Origin of the sequence: Nonomuraea sp. ATR24 (assembly GCF_041950485.1) — a bacterium.
In the GTDB taxonomy this organism is placed as follows: Bacteria; Actinomycetota; Actinomycetes; order Streptosporangiales; family Streptosporangiaceae; genus Nonomuraea; species Nonomuraea ceibae.
In genome coordinates this window covers 220,279-237,236 of record NZ_JBGNUU010000012.1, presented here as the reverse complement: position 1 = coordinate 237,236, position 16,958 = coordinate 220,279, and the positions used below count along the sequence as shown (strand labels likewise).

Below are 16,958 nucleotides of genomic sequence, written 5' to 3'. Positions count from 1 at the left end.
GGGCAAGCCTAGCAACTAGAGTTGCTTATGCACGCCGGCCCCGTACAGGGCGCTGAACAGCGGCCACGTCAGCGCGGCCATCTCGGCGGGCGAGCGCGGACAGCCGCGCTCAAGCCAGTCGGCGGCCACCCCGATGATCGCCCCGCCGGTGAAGGCGGCGGGCACGTTGTGCGGGATGTCGAGCCGGCCGTCGAGCGGGGCCCCGGCGCGGGCGGGCAGGCCGGTGCCCTCGCGCAGGCGGTCGTAGACGGCCGCGGTGATGCGGCGGCGGATGTGGTCGGCCACGCGCGCGCTGCCCTGCGGCCCCAGCAGGCCGCGGTAGAGCCCGGCGTGCCCGGCGAGGCTGGCGAAGAACGCCTCCAGCGACAGGGCAGCCTCCCGCTCCAGGTCGGGCGAGCCCGGCGAGGGGGCGGGCAGGGAGGCGATCAGGTCGTCGATCATCGCCGTGCAGGCGGCCTCGGCCAGCTCGTGCACGTCGCGGTAGTGGTCGTAGAAGGTCGAGCGGCTCACCCCGGCGTGCTCGGCGACGTCGGCGACGCTGATGCGCGACAGGTCCTGCTCCTCGACGAGCCGGAGGAGCGCCCGCGCCAGGGCGGCGTGGGTCCGTCGCACCCGCCGGTCGGCCGCGGGGGTGCTGTTTCTGCTAGTGGACACGCATTTCACCCTACCTTCTGACTACATGTGTACGATTTCCTACATGTGTAGGGTAATGTGGCGTCCGGAAGGGAGCACGACCATGCGCACACGTTCCCGGGGCGGCCGCTCGTGACCCCGCCCGGCGGCGTGCTGATCGTCGGCGCCTCGGCGGCCGGCCTGAGCACGGCCGAGGCGCTGCGGCGGCACGGCTACCAGGGCGGCCTGACGCTGCTCGACGCCGGCCCGCACCTGCCCTACGACCGGCCGCCGCTGTCGAAGCAGGTCCTGGCCGGGGTGTGGGAGCCGGAGCGCGTCCAGCTCCGTGACCAGGCGCGGCTGGACGCGCTGGGGGCGGAGTTCGCGCTCGGCGACCCGGCCGTCACGCTGGACGCGGCGGCCCGGGAGGTCACCACCGCCTCCGGCCGCGTGCTGCGCGCCGACGCCCTGGTCGTCGCCACCGGGCTGACCCCGTGCCGGCTCCCGGGCCAGGACGGGCTGGCCGGCGTGCACGTGCTGCGCACGCTGGACGACGCGCTCGCGCTGCGCGGCGACCTGACCGCCGGGCGGCGGCTGGTGGTCGTGGGCGACGGCGTGCTCGGCGCGGAGGTCGCGGCCACCGCCCGCACCCTCGGCCTGGACGTCACGCTCGCCGGCATGGGCGGCACGCCGCTCGGCGCGCAGCTCGGCGACGTGGCCGGCGCGCTGCTGGCGCGCACCCACGCCGAGCGCGGGGTCCGGCTGCGGCTCGGCGTCACCGTCGAGGAGCTGACCGGCGCCGCGGGCCGGGTCACCGGGGTCCGGCTGGCCGGGGGCGAGCTGCTGGCCGCCGACGTGGTCGTGGTGGCCGCCGGGTCCCGCCCGGCGACCGGCTGGCTGGAGGGCAGCGGCCTCACCCTGGACGACGGCGTCAGGTGCGACTCGCGCTGCCGCGCCGCCGCGGGCGTCTGGGCCGTCGGCGACGTGGCCTCCTGGCCGCACGAAGGGCTCGGCAGGCGGCTGCGCCTGGAGAACCGCACCAACGCCACCGAGCAGGCCCAGGCGGTGGCGGCCAACATCCTCGGCGCGGACCGGCCGTACACGCCGATCCCCTACTTCTGGACCGACCAGTACGACGTCAAGATCCAGGCTCACGGGCTGCCGTCACCGGCGGCCGAGCTGACCGTCGCCGAAGGCGACCCGGAGGAGCACCGCTTCGCCGCCCTCTACCGCGAGGACGGCCGGGTCACCGGCGTGCTCGGCTGGAACATGCCCAAGCAGGCGCGTGTCCTGAGGCAGCAGGTCCTCGCCGCCCAGCCGCTCGCGCCCGCCTGACCCGTCCGCGCGTGACCAACCACTACCGCAGAGGAGATGCCGCATGAGCGTCAACGAGCAGGTCCTGCGCTACCCGATCCCCAGTGACGCGGCGCTCGACCCGCCCGCCGAGTGGGCGGAGCTGCGCAAGGAGTGCCCGGTGGCCCACGTGAAGCTGCCCAGCGGCGACACCGCCACGCTGCTGACCCGCTACGACGACGTCAAGCAGGTGCTGGCCGACCCGCGCTTCACCCGGCAGCTCACCGCGCCCGACGCGGCCCGGCTGTCGGCCGAGGGCGGCGGCGTGTTCAGCAACGAGATGGCGACGATCATCCCCGACGGCGGCGAGGAGCACCAGCACTGGCGGCGCCTGGTCGGCAGATGGTTCACCGCGAAGCGGATGTCGGCCCTGCGGCCGTCGATGACGAAGATCGCCGAGGGCCTGATCGACGAGATGGTCGCGGGCGGCGCGCCCGGCGACCTCAGGGCCAGCCTCGGCTTCCCGCTGCCGGTCTACGTCATCTGCGACATGCTCGGCGTGCCAGCGGAGGACCGCGACCGGTTCTCGTACTGGTCCGACACGCTGCTCAACCTCACCCGCTACGGCAAGGAGGAGATCGACGCCGCGCAGGCGGAGTTCTTCCAGTACATGTCCGACCTGGTGGCGGGCAAGCGGGCCGCGCCCGGCGACGACCTGCTGAGCGAGCTGATCGCGGTGGGCGGCCCCGAGGAGGGCGGCCTGTCCGACCTGCAGATCGTGGTCACCGGCATGGGCCTGCTGGTCGCCGGGCACGAGACCACCGCCAACATGATCGGCAAGATGGTCTCCATGCTGCTGGCCGACCGCGGCTGCTGGGAGAGCCTGCTGGCCGACCCGAAGCTGATCCGCACGGCCGTGGAGGAGACGCTGCGCCTGGACGCCAACGCCGGTTTCGGCCTGCCCCGCTACCTGGGCGAGGAGACCGAGGTCAGCGGCACGGTCCTGCCGCGCGGCACGACCGTGGTGTGCAGCATGGCCGCGGCCAACCGCGACGAGAGCGCCTTCGAGGCCGCCGGCGAGATGGACCTGACCCGCAGCCCCAACCCGCACCTGGCGTTCGGCGCGGGCGCGCACTCCTGCCTGGGGCAGGCGCTGGCCCGCACCGAGCTGCAGGTCGTGCTGGAGGTGCTGCTGCGCAAGCTGCCCACGCTGGAGCTGGCCGTGCCCGCCGGGGAGCTGGAGCGGGTGGAGGGGCTGGCCGTCGGCGGCCTGCGCACCGTTCCGGTCCGCTGGTAGCCGGTCCGCTGGTCATCGGAAAGGGGAGGATCGGAATGAAGGTCATCGTCGACGAGGACAAGTGCTGCGGCGCCGGACAGTGCGTGCTGATCGCGCCGGAGGTGTTCGACCAGCGTGACGACGACGGCATCGCCGTCGTGCTCCAGGCCGAGCCGGGCGCGGACCAGCACGACGCGGTCCGCGAGGCGGCGGCGGTGTGCCCGGGGGCGGCCATCGAGCTCGGCTGACCCGGGCGGGCCGGGGAGATGCCGCTACGGTGATTCATCAGGGCACGACGGATATGTCGCCCATCCTGTTGATCACGCCGGAAGGTGCACCGTGGACTACGAACGCCAGCCGTACAGAAGGTGTGGCCGTAGCGGCCTCCTGCTTCCCGCCGTGTCGCTCGGCCTGTGGCACAACTTCGGCGGCGGCAAGCCGCTCGACGGGCAGCGGGCGATCCTGCACAAGGCTTTCGACCTGGGCATCACGCATGTCGACATCGCCGACCGCTACGGCCCGCCGCTGGGCGCAGCCGAGTCGGCGTTCGGCCGGCTGCTGCCGCGCTCGCTGCGCGACGAGGTGGTGGTGACCACCAAGGGCGGCAACCCCATGTGGGACGGCCCGTACGGCAAGGGCAACTCGCGCAAGCACCTGCTCGCCACGCTGGACCGCTCGCTGGCCCGGCTGGAGCTCGACTTCGTCGACATCTTCTACCTGCACCGGGACGATCCGGACACCCCGCTGGAGGAGCAGGTGGCGACGCTCGACCACCTGGTGCGAACCGGGCGGGCGCTGTACGTGGGCGTGTCCAACTTCTCCCCGCAGCGCACCGCCGAGGCCGCCCGGCTGCTGCGCGAGCTCGGCACGCCGCTCCTGGTGCACCAGCCGTCCTACTCGCTGCTCAACCGGGAGATCGAGGACTCGCTGCTGGGCGTGCTGGAGGAGCACGGGGTCGGCTGCGTCGTCTACTCGCCGCTGGCGCAGGGGCTGCTCACCGACCGCTATCTCGACGGCATCCCCGCCGACTCGCGTGCCGCCGAGGGGCGCTTCCTCACGCCGGACCGGGTGACGCCGCAGGTGCTGGCGTTCGTCCGGGCGCTCGCCGGGCTGGCGCGGGCGCGCGGCCAGTCGGTGGCCCAGCTCGCGCTCGCCTGGGCGCTGCGCGACCCGCGCGTCACCTCGGTGCTCGTGGGCGCCTCCAGCCCCGAGCAGCTGGAGGCGAACGTGGCCGCCGTGGACCGCCTGGACTTCACCGCCGACGAGCTCGCGGCCATCGACGCCGCCGCCAAGGAGGCCGGCCTGGCGGGCTGACGGTCCGGCGCGGCCTGCTGTTGCGGTCAGCCCGCGTGCTCAGCCCGTGCGCCAGTCGCCCGAGCCGAGCGCGCCGGCGGCCTGCGGTCCCATCAGGCCGAGGCCGCCGTCCACGAACACGCTCGCGCCCGTCACGTACGAGGCGCCGGGGCTCACCAGGAAGGCGATCACGGCGGCGACCTCGCGGGCGTCGCCCGGCCTCGGCACCGGGTAGCCGGGCCGGGTGCCCGGCTGCGGCGGCAGGTCCTCCTGCCCGGTCATCGGCGTGGCGATCTCGCCCGGCGCCACGGTGTTGACCGTGATGCCGTACTCGGCCAGCTCCAGGGCCAGCACCCGGCTGAGCATCCGCAGCCCGCCCTTGGCCGCGCAGTACGGCCCTGCGCCGACGCGCGGGTGCTCCTCGTGCACGCTGGTGACGTTGACGACGCGCCCGCCCCTGCCGGAGGCGATCATGCGGCGGGCGGCCCGCTGCGCGCACAGGAACGGCCCGTCGAGGTCGACCGCCACGACCGAGCGCCAGCGGTCGTACCCCATGTCCAGCAGCGGCTCGGCGGTGCCGGTGCCGGCGTTGTTGACCAGCGCGCCGAGCCCGCCGAGCTCGTCGGCCAGCTCGTCGACGACGCCCGCGGCGCGTTCCGGATCGGTGAGGTCGTGCCCGCGCACGGCCGGCGCCCGGCCGAGCTCGCGCACCTGCCGTGCGGTCTCCTCGGCGCCGTCGCGGTCGGCGTGATAGGTGATGCCCACGTCGAATCCCTGCTCGGCCAGTGCCACGGCGGTCGCCCTGCCGATGCCGGAGTCGGCCCCCGTGACGATCGCCACCTTGTCGTACCCGTTGCCCATGCCGCTGCCCCTGCCCGCTCCGCTGGGGCTTATGGCTGCGGAGGGGCGTAGCCGAGGACGTGGTCGTGCAGCAGGCGGCCCACGGCCGGGTCGCCGCGCCGGAACGCCTCGACGATCGGCCCGTGGTCGGCCGCGTTCTCGTGCAGCCGCACCCTGAACAGGCGGATCGACAGGTGGGTCCACACCTCGATGCCCAGGGACTCCCACACCGACACGAGCACGGCGTTGCCCGAGGCGGCGACGATCTCGCGGTGGAAGGCGACGCTGTGCCGCACCTGGGCGGTGAGCGAGCCGGCGGTCGCGGCCTCGTGCAGCCGGGCCAGGTGGAGCTCCAGCGCGTCGGCGTCGGGGCGGCCGAGCGTGGCGGCCTTCTCCTCCAGGCAGGCCCTGACCTGGTAGACCTCGCGCAGGTCGGCGGCGGTGAACGCGCGCACGCGGGCGCCCCGGTTGGGGACCGTCTCGATCAGCCGCAGCGCCTCCAGCTCGCGCAGCGCCTCGCGGACCGGGGCCTGGCTGACCTGGAGCTCGGTGGCGAGGCGGCGCTCGACGATGCGGTCGCCGGGCTCCCACCGGCCGTCGATCAGGCCGTCCAGCAGCACCTGGCGGATCTCGTCGCGGAGCGGGGACCGTTCGACCGGATTCATCCGACCATCATAAACCGGATGATCGATCATAGGGTGTTTAATGGAGGCATGGAGAGAGATCTGGACCCTCAGGAGACCGCGGAGTGGCTGGAGTCGCTGGAGGCGGTGCGCCGGGCCGCCGGTGACGAGCGCGCCGAGTTCCTGCTGCGCAGGCTCGCCACCGGCACGCGCCCGCTCAACACCGTGCCCACCGCGCAGGAGCCCGCCTACCCGGGCGACCTGGAGCTGGAGGAGCGCATCGCCGCCTACGACCGGTGGAACGCGGCGGCCATGGTCACCCGGGGCAGCGTGCTCGGCCTCGGCGGCCACATGGCCACCTACGCCTCGGCCGCCTGGCTGTACGAGGTCGGGTTCAACCACTTCTTCCACGGCGCCGACGACCAGGTCTACTTCCAGGGCCACGCCTCCCCCGGCGTGTACGCGCGCGCGTTCCTGGAGGGGCGGCTGAGCGAGGCGCAGCTCGACCTGTTCAGGCGGGAGACCGCCGGCGGGCTGCCCTCCTACCCGCATCCGCGCGCGATGCCCGGCTTCTGGCAGTTCCCCACGGTGTCGATGGGTCTGGGCCCGCTCAACGCCGTCTACCAGGCGCGGTTCAACCGCTACCTGCTGCACCGGGGGATCAAGGACACCTCGCGCAGCCACGTGTGGGCGTTCCTCGGCGACGGGGAGATGGACGAGCCGGAGGCCACCGCCGCGCTCACCCTGGCCGCCCGCGAGGGGCTGGACAACCTCACCTTCGTCGTCAACTGCAACCTGCAGCGCCTCGACGGGCCCGTACGCGGCAACACCAGCGTCGTGCAGGAGCTGGAGAGCGTGTTCAGGGGCGCGGGCTGGCACGTGGTCAAGGCGCTGTGGGGCCGCGACTGGGACGGGCTGCTCGGCTCGGACGAGCTGGTGGCCAGGCTCTCCGCCGTGCCGGACGGCCAGTTCCAGACGTACGCGGCCTCGAGCGGCGCGTACATCAGGCAGAGCCTGTTCGCCGGGCTGGAGGCCGTCGCCGCGCCCTACAGCGACGACCAGTTGCGCGCGATCGTCGGCGGGTCGCGGGCCGGGCACGAGCCGCGCAAGGTGCACGCCGCCTACCGGGCGGCGCTCGACCACCGGGGCGCGCCCACGGTGGTGCTGGTGAAGACGGTGAAGGGCTGGACGCTCGGCGCCGGGGTCGAGGCGCGCAACGCCAACCACCAGATGAAGAAGCTCACCCAGGACGAGTTCGCCGCCATGCGCGACCGGCTCGGCCTGCCCGTCCCGGACGAGGCGCTGAGCGGCGACCTGCCGCCGTACCTGCACCCCGGCCCCGGCTCGGCGGAGGCGCGCTACCTGGCCGAGCGGCGGGCCGCGCTCGGCGGCCCGATCCCGCGCCGGACCGTCTCGTACGCGCCGCTGCCCCCGCCCGCGGAGCGGCCCTTCCAGGCGGCGGCCAAGGGGGGCGGGCGGATCGCCACCACGATGGCGTTCGTGCGCCTGGTCAAGGAGCTGATGAAGGACCCGGAGACCGGCCGCCGGTGGGTGCCGATCGTGCCCGACGAAGCCAGGACGTTCGGCATGGAGTCGCTCTTCCCCACCGCGAAGATCTACTCGCCGCTCGGCCAGCGCTACGACGCGGTCGACCGGGAGCTGCTGCTGGCCTACAAGGAGGCGGTCGACGGGCAGATCCTCATCGAGGGCATCACCGAGGCCGGGTCGATGGCGTCGTTCACCGCCGCGGCCTCCAGCTACGCCACCCACGGCGAGGCGATGATCCCGTTCTACATCTTCTACTCGATGTTCGGCTGGCAGCGGACCGGCGACCAGATGTGGGCGCTGGCCGACCAGCTCGGCCGCGGCTTCCTCGTCGGCGCGACGGCCGGGCGCACCACGATGACGGGCGAGGGGCTGCAGCACGCCGACGGCCACTCGCAGCTGCTCGCCTCGGCCAACCCGGCGTGCCTGGCCTACGACCCGGCGTTCGGCTACGAGGTGGCCGTGATCGTCCGGGAGGGGCTGCGCAGGATGTACGGGCCGGCGGGCGAGGACGTGTTCTACTACCTCACGCTCTACAACGAGCCGCTGCCCCAGCCGGCGATGCCGGAGGGCGTCGAGGAGGGCATCCTCAGGGGCCTCTACCGCTGCTCCGAGGGCGGCGGGCGGGCCCACCTGCTGGCCAGCGGCACCGCGATCCACTGGGCGCTGGAGGCGCAGCGGCTGCTGAAGGAGGAGTACGGGCTGGGCGTGGACGTGTGGTCGGTGACCTCCTGGAGCGAGCTGCGGCGCGACGCGATGGCCGCCGACGGCGTGCCGTATCTGCAGCGGGCGATGGCGGACACGCAGGGGCCGGTGATCGCGGTGAGCGACTGGATGCGGGCGGTGCCGGACCAGATCCACCCGTGGATCGGCCGCCCGTGGACGTCGCTCGGCACCGACGGCTTCGGCCTGTCCGACACGCGGGAGGCGGCGCGGGAGCACTTCGGGGTGAGCCCGCGCGCCATCGCGGACGCGGTGATCAAGGCCGTCCAGTGACGAGCCCGGCCGCCGCTACCGCTCGGCCTTGAGTGCGGCCGGGCGGAGCACGGCGGCGTCGCGCGAGGCCATCGCGTCCAGGAGGCCGGGGCCGCGCCGGTGGAGCAGGCGCACGGTGAGCACCGGGGTGGCGTAGAGGAGAGCACCGGCCAGGAGGACGGCGGCGGCCACCCACCCCGGGCCGCCGGCGAGCGCGCCGGCGACGCCGGGCACGGCGGCGGCCGCCAGGACCACCGGGAAGATCGTCATCTGGCCGCCGGTCGGATCGCCCGCCTGCTGGCCGGGGTGGACGCGATCGCGGGCGTCGGCGCCCACGGCCGGCATCACGAGCGCGAGCAGCGGCGCCGCCGCGCAGCCGGCGGCGGCGGCCGTGACGGCGCCGCCGAGCGCGGCACCGCCCAGGGGCGAGCCGGTCACGGCCCACAGCACGGCCGCCAGCGCCACCGACGGGACGCCGAACAGCAGCGCCCAGGCCGCCATGCGCCCGCGCACGTCCGCCCGGAGCGCGCCCGGGGTGGTGAGGAGCTGCCACAGGGCCGTGCCGTCCAGGGCGTAGGTGTTGATCGCGACCATCGCGCCGAACACCGCCGCCGCGGGCCCCACCAGGGGCAGGGCCCAGCTCCAGTCGGTGAGCGCGATGACGGCCGCCATCAGCAGCGGTGTCAGCCAGGCGCTGCGCAGCTCCACCCCGCGCGCCGGGTCGCGCAGCCAGGTGGCCAGCTCCCGCGAGACGACCGCCGCCACCTGCGGGCTGGTGCCGGGCAGCGGCAGCGGGCGGCCCGGCACGGCCGGCCGTCGCGGGACCGCCCGGCGGGGCGGCCGGCGCAGCGCCCGCGCCGTCAGCGCGATCCAGCCCGCCTGCAGCAGGACGCCCCAGGCCAGCAGCCCCGCCAGCGGCGCCGCGACCTCGCCGAAGCCGGCGCCGTCACGCACGGCGACCGCCACGCCGTAACCCCAGCCGGTGGGCAGGGCGGTGAGCGCGTCGATCACGGGCGCGGGCAGATGCCCGAACGTGGGGATGACGAGCGCGGTGTCCCCCTCACCGAGCCGCGGCAGCAGCCAGGCGGCGATCGGCACCCATCCGGCGAACGACAGCGCGAGCATGATCGCGGTCTGCAGCGCCGCCAGGGTCATCCCGGCCCGGGTCTGCAGCAGCCAGGCGGCCAGCGCCGCCACCGTCTTGCCCGCCCAGATCAGCAGGTAGAGCTGGGCGGCGGCGGCCAGCGCGGCGATCGCCGCCGCCGCGGGGCCGCCCGGCGCCGCCAGCACCACCAGGGACGCCAGGCACGCCAGGGTGATCAGCGGCCCGACGCCGAGCAGTTCCGTCCAGGACAGCGCGCGCGCCAGCCGCCCGGGCCGCAGCGGATAGCCGCGCAGCCACTCGCGCGAGATGACCGAGGGGTCGTGGCGCGGCTGGGCCAGCGGCCCGAACACCCACATGCCGCCCCACACGGTGAGCGCCACCGCGACCCAGCCCTCGTGGATCACGCCACGGGCGGCCGGCGCCGAGCCCGCGACCACCAGGGCGGCCAGGACCAGGCCGGTGACCAGGCCGAAGGCCCGCTCGTTGTGCGGGCCGTTGCGCAGCAGGCGCAGCTTGAGCGCGAACAGGGCGCCCGTCATCGCAGCCACTCCAGCGGGCGCACCGGGTCGGCGCCGACCAGCTCGATGAAGCGCTCGTTCAGCGTCGAGCCGGCAGCCACCTCCTCGGTCGGCCCTTCGACCAGCACCCGCCCACCGGCGACCACGGCCACCCGGCGGCAGTTGCGTTCGACGAAGTCCATGATGTGGCTCGACAGGAGCACGGTGCCGCCCCCCTCGACGTACTGCTTGAGCACCTGCTCGATGGAGTGGGCCGAGACCGGGTCGATGGCTTCGAACGGCTCGTCCAGCACGAGGACGCGGGGCCGGTGCAGCATCGCGAGCGCGAGATTGATCTTCTTGCGCATGCCGGTGGAGTACTCCACGATCAGCGTGCGCGGGACCGCGTCCAGGCCGAGGATCTCCAGCAGGTCGCCCGCGCGGGCCTGCCAGCCGTCGTCCAGGCCGCGCAGCCCGGCGCTGTAGCGCAGGACCTCGGCGCCGGTCAGCCGCTCGGGCAGGGACAGCCCGTCCATCATGACGCCGAGCTGGGCGAGGGCGGCCTCGCGCGCGGTGCGCAGGTCGTGGCCGGCGATCCTGATCGTGCCGGACGTCGGCTCGCGCAGGCCGCACACGGCCATGAGGGTGGTGGTCTTGCCGGCGCCGTTCGGGCCGACGACGCCGTAGAACATCCCGGGCGGGACGCTCAGGCTGAGCCGGTCGACGGCGACCGCGGACCCGAAGCGCTGGGTGAGGTCCGCCACCTCGACGGCGGGAACGGGGGAATCGAACACGGCCTTCTTCCTGAATCTCGGGAGAGCTGGCTCATTCTGGGCGGATGCCGGGCAGAGTGTCAACACGGCACGTGCCGTTCCACTTAGTGGCGTTCGCGGCGTGGGTGGCGACGCGGCAGCGTCCGCCATTCGACCAGCAGGACGGTGGCGTCGTCCTGGAGGTGGCCGTCCTGGTGGTCGAGGATCGCCCGGATCAGGCGGCGCAGCGTCTCGGGGGCGCTCACGCCGTCGGCCTCGCGGCGGAGGATGAACTCGGTGAAACGCTCCAGCCCGTACGGCTCCCCGGCGGGGCTCTTGGCCTCGACGACGCCGTCGGTGTAGAGGACGAGCCGGTCGCCGGGTTCGAGCCTGAAGCGTGACGGGCCCGCCTCGGCGCCCAGCCGGAAGCCCATCGGCGGGTCGGGCAGCGTCTCCAGCGTGGCCGCGACCCGGCCGCGGCGCAGCACCATCGGCGGGTGGTGGCCGCGGTTGACCCAGGTCAGCTCGCCGGTCGCGGTGTCGAGGGCGGCCAGCACGCCGGTGGCGAACCGGGTGCGGGCGAACCGGTCGGCGATCGCCGCGTCGATCGCCTCGGCGGCGGCGCACAGGTCGGCGCCGCGGCGGCGGGTGTCGCGGTAGCAGCCCATGGCGATCGCCGCCGTCAGGCCGGCGGAGGTGTCGTGCCCCATCGCGTCGAAGATCGCCAGATGCAGGACGTCGCCGGTGACCGCCTGGTCGAAGGCGTCGCCGCCGACCACGTAGGCCGGCTCCAGCGCCGCGCTGACCAGCACCCGCTCGCCGGCGAAGGCCCGGACCGGCAGCGGGCGCCACTCCTGGTGGCCGCCGGGCTGCCGCCTGCCCGCCACCAGCGTGGCGAGCAGGGCAGCCAGCCGCCGGACGCGCCGTTCGGCGGCGGCGTCGAACAGCGGCACGGTCAGGCCGAGCACGCCGATCCGCTGCGTGCCGTCGAGCAGCGGCGCCCACACCTGCTCCCCGGCCGCCGAGGCGCCCGACCGGACCAGCTCCATGCCGCGGAAGGCCAGGCCCGCCACGCTGTCGTCGACGCCCAGCGGCTCCAGCACCGCCCCCGAGGCGTCCCGCTGGCCCGGCAGCGGCACGAGGAAGCGCTGCCACGGGTCCGCCACGTAGATGGCCGCGCCGGTGAACCCGGCCGGCGCGGCGTGCCGGGCGAGCCGGTCCGGGAGGTCCGCGCTCACCCGCGTCAGTCTCCCGGCGGCGGCTCGACCAGCGGGGTGTCGACCAGATGCTCGATCAGGAACCAGGTCTGCAGCTCGCCGGTGCGGATGACGTCGGAGACCAGCAGGTCGTTGGTGCCGTCGTCGCCCATCTCGGCCGTCCGGGCGGCGGCGTCGTGGGCGGCGACGAGGATCGTCTCGTGCGCCTCGATCAGGCGCGTCAGCATCGCGGGCACCTCTTCGGCGCCGTCCGGCGGGCGCGGCACCACGGTGATCTCGGCGACGTGGCGCGGGTCGCCGACGGCCACGCCGCCGAGCGTCTGCACCCGTTCGGCGATCAGGTCGACGAGCTTGTTCTGCTCCTCGGCGTGCTTGTCCAGCAGCAGGTGGAGCTGGTAGAAGGTGGGGCCGCGCATCAGCCAGTGGTGCTTCTTGTACAGGGCGTACAGGATCTGGGTGTCGGCCAGGATCTGGTTGAGGCGCTGGCACGAGTACATGCGGGCCTCGTACGACAGGCCCAGCGGGAACATCCGGACCGTGCCGTACTCCTGGATCTGCACCCCGTTCAGGTGCGGCCACGGCTGGCTGTCGGCCTTCCTGCCGTTCCTGGACGTGCGTTTGCCGGCCAAGGCGTCCTCCTTCGTCACGTAACGGGGAGGTTCCCGGTGCCGTCCCAAGCGAGCGCCAGCACCATCCGCGCATCGGGGCAAGAATCACCCCGAAGGCCGCAGATTGCTGCGCCGTCGGCCTGGGCGAACGCCTCTTTCTTGCTTCCTACGCAAGACCGTATGCCGCACACGCAAGCATTGCCTAAAGTCGGCGGCATGGCGAACCATCACCACCACGACGACCACTCGCTGGCCGAGATCCTCGACCTCGACGGCGAGGTCCTGCACTCCTACCTGTCCGACGTGACCGCCTGGGTCCGCGACCTGACCGCCGACCGGCCGCCGCACCGCCTGCTCGACCTGGGCAGCGGCACCGGCACCGGCACGTTCGCCCTGCTGGAGCGCTTCGGCGACGCCGAGGCTATCGCGCTGGACCAGTCGGAGCCGATGCTGCGCCACCTGGAGGGGCGGGCCCGCGAGCGCGGGCTGGCGAGCCGGGTCCGCACCCTTCAGGCGGACCTCGACACGGGCTGGCCGCCGGTCGGCGAGGTCGACCTGGTGTGGGCGTCGGCGTCCCTGCACCACCTGGCCGACCCCGGCCGCGTCCTGGCCGAGGCGCATGCCGCGCTGCGGCCCGGCGGGCTGCTGGTCGCCGCGGAGACGGCCGGCTTCCCGCGCTTCCTGCCCCAGGAGCACGCCGGCCTGGAGGAGCGCTGCCATGCGATCCTGGACCGGCGCCGGGCCGAAGCGCTGCCGCACTTCGGCGACGACTGGGGGCCGCGCCTGGCCTCGGCCGGCTTCACCGTCGAGGCGGAACGGGTCTTCGACGTGCGGCTGACGCACCCGCTGCCCGCCTCGGCCGGCCGCTACGCCGAACGGTCGCTGCGGCGCATGCGCCACGGCCTCGACGGCACGCTCGACGCCGCCTCCCTCGCCGCGCTCGACGCCCTGCTCGACGGCATCGGCGAGCGCGACGACCTGGAGGTGCGCACCACCCGGACGGTGTGGGCGGCCAGACGCTAGATCGTCGTTGCGGGCCGCCAGCATTCCCTCGCCGCCACGCCACTCTACAGAGAGTGGCGAGATGATTACGTTCAGTGAGCGAACGGTCCGGATCGGTGATTGCGAGGAACCATGACCACGGAGCCGCGGCTGAGCCTGGACACCCAGGCCGCGCGCAACCTGGCCACGACCACCAAGACCCGTCCGCAGATGCGGGCGATCACGTCCCGCTGGCTGCTGCGCCGGTTGCCGTGGGTCGACGTGGCAGGCGGCACGTACCGGGTCAACCGCCGGCTGACGCACGCCGTCGGGCGCGGGCGCGTGGGCATCACGCACACCGGCGCCGACGACGTACGGATCGTCCCCGAGACGCTGACGGAGATCCCGGTGCTGCGCGGCTTCGCCGACACCGGCGTGCTGGACACGATCGCCGCGACGTTCCGGCAGCGCGACGTACGGCCCGGCGAGGTCGTCGTCGAGGCGGGCACGCCCGTCAGCGAGCTCTACGTGATCGCGCACGGCCGCCTGGACCGGCTCTCCACCGGCCCGTACGGCTCCGCGCAGCACCGTGGCGTGATCGGCGACGGCGACCAGTTCGGCGACGAGCTGCTCAGCCAGGACGACGCGCGCTGGCCGTACACGATCCGGGCGGCCACGGCGAGCACGATCCTGGTGTCGCGGAAGACCGACCTGCGGCGGATCGCCGGCCGGTCGGCGGCGCTGCGCGAGCACGTCGAACGGTTCGCGGAGCTCGCCGGCAGGCCGGTCAACCGGCGCGGCGAGGCGGCGCTCGACATCGCCGCCGGGCACACCGGCGAGCCGGTGCTCGGCGGCACGTTCGTCGACTACGAGCTGCGCCCGCGCGAGTACGAGCTGAGCGTGTCGCAGACGGTCCTGCGCGTGCACACCCGGGTCGCCGACCTCTACAACGGGCCGATGAACCAGTTCCAGGAGCAGCTCCGGCTGACCGTGCAGGAGGTCCGCGAGCGCCAGGAGTGGGAGCTGCTCAACAACCGCGACTTCGGGCTGCTGCACGCCACCGACTACGGCCAGCGGATCCGGCCGCGGTCGGGGCCGCCCACGCCCGACGACCTGGACGACCTGATCAGCATGCGCCGCAGGACGCGCCTGCTGCTCGCCCACCCGCGGGCGATCGCGGCGTTCCTGCGCGAGTGCAACAGGCGCGGCCTGGTGCCGGACAGCGCCGACGTCGACGGCCACGCGGTGCCCTCCTGGCGCGGGATCCCGATCTTCCCGTGCGACAAGATCCCGGTCAGCGAGCGCGGCACCAGCTCGATCGTGGCGATGCGCACCGGCGAGGACGACCAGGGGGTCGTGGGCCTGCACCAGGTGGGCCTGCCGGAGGAGCACGAGCCCGGCCTGAACGTCCGGTTCATGGGCGTCGACTCCCAGGCGATCATGTCGTACCTGGTCAGCGCCTACTATTCGGTGGCCGTCCTGGTGCCCGACGCCTGCGGGATCCTGGAGGACGCCGACCTGGCCGCCGCCGCCCGGCCCTAGCCGGGCGGGCCGCCTCACGCCAGGTAGCGCAGCCACAGGTACGGCGCGACGAGCGCGACGGTCACCGTGGCCGTGATCAGGCCGTACTTGGTGAACTGCCAGAAGCTGATCGGCGTGCCGTTGCGGGCGGCGATGCCGAGGACGACGACGTTGGCCGCCGCGCCGACGGCGGTGGCGTTGCCGCCGAGGTCGGCGCCGAAGGCCAGCGCCCACCACAGCACCTGCGTCGGCCCGTCGCCGGCCTGGACCAGCTCGGCGACGATGGGGCTCATGGTGGCGACGTACGGGATGTTGTCGACGATGGCCGACAGCACGGCGGACGCGCCCAGCAGGCCCATCGTGGCCAGCTCCAGCTGCCCGGCGGTGGCGTCCACGGCGGCCTCGGACAGCTGCGCGATGACGCCGGTCTCGACCAGGGCCCCCACCATGACGAACAGCCCGGCGAAGAACACCAGCGTCGGCCATTCCACCTCGGCGATGGCCTGCTCAGTCGTGATCTTGGTGGCGGCGACGAGGACGCCCGCGCCCAGCAGGGCGACGATCGAGGGCTCGTAGTGCAGCACCGGATGCAGCACGAACGCCGCCATGACCAGGCCCAGCACGGTGAGCGACTGCCACAGCAGCCGCCGGTCACCGATCGCCTCGTTCTCGTCCAGCGCCATCACCGCCGCCGCCCGCTCCGGATCATGACGGAACGTCCGCCCGAACATCAGCCAGCACAGGCCGACGAACACCACCATCAACACGACCACCATCGGCGCCATGTGGACCAGGAAGTCGTTGAAACTCAACCCGCCCCGGCTGGCGATGATGATGTTCGGCGGATCACCCACCAACGTCGCCGCACCACCGATGTTGGACGCCATCGCCTCCGCGATCAAAAACGGCACCGCAGAAACCGCCAGCCGCTCACACACCAGAAACGTCACCGGCGCGATCAGCAACACCGTCGTCACATTGTCCAGCAACGCCGACGCCAGCGCCGTGATCAACACCAGCAACACCATCAACCGAAACGGCCGCCCCCGCGCCCGCTTGGCCGCCCAGATCGCCAGATACTCGAAAACCCCCGTCTCCTTCAGCACCCCCACAATGATCATCATGCCCAGCAGCAGAAAAATCACATTCCAGTCGATCCCGGAATGCTCCGAAAAGAACGCCGCCTCCGCACCCGTGGCATGGATCAACAACATGATCCCCGCCCCACCCAGCGCCGCCGCCACCCGATGCACCTTCTCCGACGCGATCAACGCGTACGCGACAAGGAACACCGCCACGCTCACCCAGGCGAGCGCCGTCATGCGCCGAGCGCCCGGTCGAGCAGCGCCTGGAGCGTGACCGCACCCAGCAGGCGGCCGTCGCGGACGACGGCGACCAGCGGGCTGCGGGTGCGCGCCATCAGCGCGGCCAGCTCCAGCACGGTGGCGTCCTCGTCGGTGATCGGCAGCTCGCGCCACCGGCCGGACGGCAGCGCCTCGCGCACCGTGCGGCCGTCGAGCCGGTCCAGGAACGCGTCGGCGTGCTCCTCGTCCACCACGCGGGCCAGCGCCGGGTCGTCCTGGCAGTAGCCCGGCACGGCCAGGCGCAGCACCTCGGCGCCGGGCAGGATCGTGAGCGGCGCGCGGTCGGCGCCGGTGACGATGAGTCCGGGCAGGTCCTGCTCGGCCAGCAGTCTCGCGGCTTCGAGCACGGGGGTGTCGGGGCCGACGACGGGGAAGTCGGCTAGGAGGTCTCGGGCGCGCACGCGCACATCCTTCGTTCGACGGGGATGGGACGTGCCGACCAGACTTCCCGGCTCA

General features: G+C 73.7%; 16 protein-coding genes. 7 read left to right on the top strand and 9 right to left on the bottom strand.

The features are described 5' to 3' along the window. Positions 1-15: 15 nt before the first annotated feature. Positions 16-654 (bottom strand): TetR/AcrR family transcriptional regulator, encoded by a 639-nt coding sequence (locus tag ACBI99_RS27875; protein WP_357593333.1) that lies wholly within the window; start codon positions 652-654, stop codon positions 16-18. 57 nt (positions 655-711) lie between these two features. On the opposite strand from ACBI99_RS27875, the gene ACBI99_RS27870 reads away from it, so the two are divergent. The 4 genes from ACBI99_RS27870 (at position 712) to ACBI99_RS27855 (ending at position 4,495) form a co-directional block, all read left to right on the top strand. Beyond that, complete coding sequence (locus ACBI99_RS27870) at positions 712-1,947, top strand: FAD/NAD(P)-binding oxidoreductase (RefSeq protein ID WP_357593331.1); 1,236 nt, start codon at positions 712-714, stop codon at positions 1,945-1,947. 43 nt (positions 1,948-1,990) lie between these two features. Continuing rightward, positions 1,991-3,202 carry a cytochrome P450 gene (locus ACBI99_RS27865; protein ID WP_375073867.1) on the top strand — a complete coding sequence of 404 codons (1,212 nt, stop codon included), beginning with the start codon at positions 1,991-1,993 and terminating at the stop codon, positions 3,200-3,202. 35 nt (positions 3,203-3,237) lie between these two features. Next, positions 3,238-3,429 carry a ferredoxin gene (locus ACBI99_RS27860; protein ID WP_219508639.1) on the top strand — a complete coding sequence of 64 codons (192 nt, stop codon included), beginning with the start codon at positions 3,238-3,240 and terminating at the stop codon, positions 3,427-3,429. A 91-nt stretch (positions 3,430-3,520) separates the two neighbouring features. Continuing rightward, a complete protein-coding gene (locus tag ACBI99_RS27855; protein ID WP_219508638.1) occupies positions 3,521-4,495 on the top strand; it encodes an aldo/keto reductase in 975 nt (324 codons plus the stop codon). A 39-nt stretch (positions 4,496-4,534) separates the two neighbouring features. Here the strand turns inward: ACBI99_RS27855 and ACBI99_RS27850 are convergent, their stop codons facing one another. Both ACBI99_RS27850 and ACBI99_RS27845 read right to left on the bottom strand, forming a co-directional pair. Further along, positions 4,535-5,335, bottom strand: a complete 801-nt coding sequence (locus ACBI99_RS27850) for an SDR family oxidoreductase (protein WP_219508637.1) — start codon at positions 5,333-5,335, stop codon at positions 4,535-4,537. A 29-nt stretch (positions 5,336-5,364) separates the two neighbouring features. Further along, the gene (locus ACBI99_RS27845) at positions 5,365-6,009 is read right to left on the bottom strand and encodes a GntR family transcriptional regulator (protein WP_375073866.1); all 645 of its coding nucleotides are present in this window, start codon (positions 6,007-6,009) and stop codon (positions 5,365-5,367) included. A gap of 18 nt (positions 6,010-6,027) precedes the next feature. Between ACBI99_RS27845 and aceE the strand changes: the two genes are divergently transcribed. Next, positions 6,028-8,478, top strand: a complete 2,451-nt coding sequence (aceE, locus tag ACBI99_RS27840; protein WP_375073865.1) for a pyruvate dehydrogenase (acetyl-transferring), homodimeric type — start codon at positions 6,028-6,030, stop codon at positions 8,476-8,478. A 15-nt stretch (positions 8,479-8,493) separates the two neighbouring features. On the opposite strand, the gene ACBI99_RS27835 is transcribed toward aceE, so the two are convergent. From ACBI99_RS27835 to ACBI99_RS27820, 4 genes are all read right to left on the bottom strand, one after another. Then, entirely contained in the window at positions 8,494-10,101 is a 1,608-nt protein-coding gene (locus ACBI99_RS27835) for a hypothetical protein (protein ID WP_357593323.1), read from the bottom strand. Further along, positions 10,098-10,853, bottom strand: coding sequence for an ABC transporter ATP-binding protein (locus ACBI99_RS27830; protein ID WP_375073864.1), 756 nt, complete (start codon positions 10,851-10,853; stop codon positions 10,098-10,100). Before ACBI99_RS27830 ends, ACBI99_RS27835 begins: the two co-directional genes overlap by 4 nt. Positions 10,854-10,936: 83 nt before the next feature. After that, entirely contained in the window at positions 10,937-12,049 is a 1,113-nt protein-coding gene (locus ACBI99_RS27825; protein ID WP_357593321.1) for a PP2C family protein-serine/threonine phosphatase, read from the bottom strand. A 5-nt stretch (positions 12,050-12,054) separates the two neighbouring features. Beyond that, on the bottom strand, positions 12,055-12,657 hold the full coding sequence (locus ACBI99_RS27820) for a DNA starvation/stationary phase protection protein (protein ID WP_357593319.1): 603 nt from the start codon (positions 12,655-12,657) through the stop codon (positions 12,055-12,057). Positions 12,658-12,852: 195 nt separating this feature from the next. Here ACBI99_RS27820 and ACBI99_RS27815 point away from each other — a divergent pair, with 195 nt between their 5' ends. Further along, positions 12,853-13,659, top strand: a complete 807-nt coding sequence (locus ACBI99_RS27815; protein WP_357593317.1) for a class I SAM-dependent methyltransferase — start codon at positions 12,853-12,855, stop codon at positions 13,657-13,659. 111 nt (positions 13,660-13,770) lie between these two features. After that, positions 13,771-15,159: a family 2B encapsulin nanocompartment shell protein gene (locus ACBI99_RS27810; RefSeq protein ID WP_357593315.1), complete on the top strand. Its 1,389-nt coding sequence runs from the start codon at positions 13,771-13,773 to the stop codon at positions 15,157-15,159. Positions 15,160-15,173: 14 nt separating this feature from the next. Here the strand turns inward: ACBI99_RS27810 and ACBI99_RS27805 are convergent, their stop codons facing one another. Then, positions 15,174-16,460, bottom strand: a complete 1,287-nt coding sequence (locus ACBI99_RS27805; protein ID WP_375073863.1) for an ArsB/NhaD family transporter — start codon at positions 16,458-16,460, stop codon at positions 15,174-15,176. Continuing rightward, the gene (locus tag ACBI99_RS27800; RefSeq protein ID WP_357593937.1) at positions 16,457-16,903 is read right to left on the bottom strand and encodes a CBS domain-containing protein; all 447 of its coding nucleotides are present in this window, start codon (positions 16,901-16,903) and stop codon (positions 16,457-16,459) included. Before ACBI99_RS27800 ends, ACBI99_RS27805 begins: the two co-directional genes overlap by 4 nt. Positions 16,904-16,958 lie beyond the last annotated feature (55 nt).

Excerpts from the sequence above, each read along its gene's own strand:
- ACBI99_RS27850 (WP_219508637.1), bottom strand. The coding sequence starts at position 5,335 with ATGGGCAACGGGTACGACAAGGTGGCGATCGTCACGGGGGCCGACTCC.
- aceE (WP_375073865.1), top strand. The coding sequence starts at position 6,028 with ATGGAGAGAGATCTGGACCCTCAGGAGACCGCGGAGTGGCTGGAGTCG.
- ACBI99_RS27865 (WP_375073867.1), top strand. The coding sequence starts at position 1,991 with ATGAGCGTCAACGAGCAGGTCCTGCGCTACCCGATCCCCAGTGACGCG.
- ACBI99_RS27860 (WP_219508639.1), top strand. The coding sequence starts at position 3,238 with ATGAAGGTCATCGTCGACGAGGACAAGTGCTGCGGCGCCGGACAGTGC.
- ACBI99_RS27835 (WP_357593323.1), bottom strand. The coding sequence starts at position 10,101 with ATGACGGGCGCCCTGTTCGCGCTCAAGCTGCGCCTGCTGCGCAACGGC.
- ACBI99_RS27845 (WP_375073866.1), bottom strand. The coding sequence starts at position 6,009 with ATGATCGATCATCCGGTTTATGATGGTCGGATGAATCCGGTCGAACGG.
- ACBI99_RS27805 (WP_375073863.1), bottom strand. The coding sequence starts at position 16,460 with ATGACGGCGCTCGCCTGGGTGAGCGTGGCGGTGTTCCTTGTCGCGTAC.
- ACBI99_RS27815 (WP_357593317.1), top strand. The coding sequence starts at position 12,853 with ATGGCGAACCATCACCACCACGACGACCACTCGCTGGCCGAGATCCTC.
- ACBI99_RS27810 (WP_357593315.1), top strand. The coding sequence starts at position 13,771 with ATGACCACGGAGCCGCGGCTGAGCCTGGACACCCAGGCCGCGCGCAAC.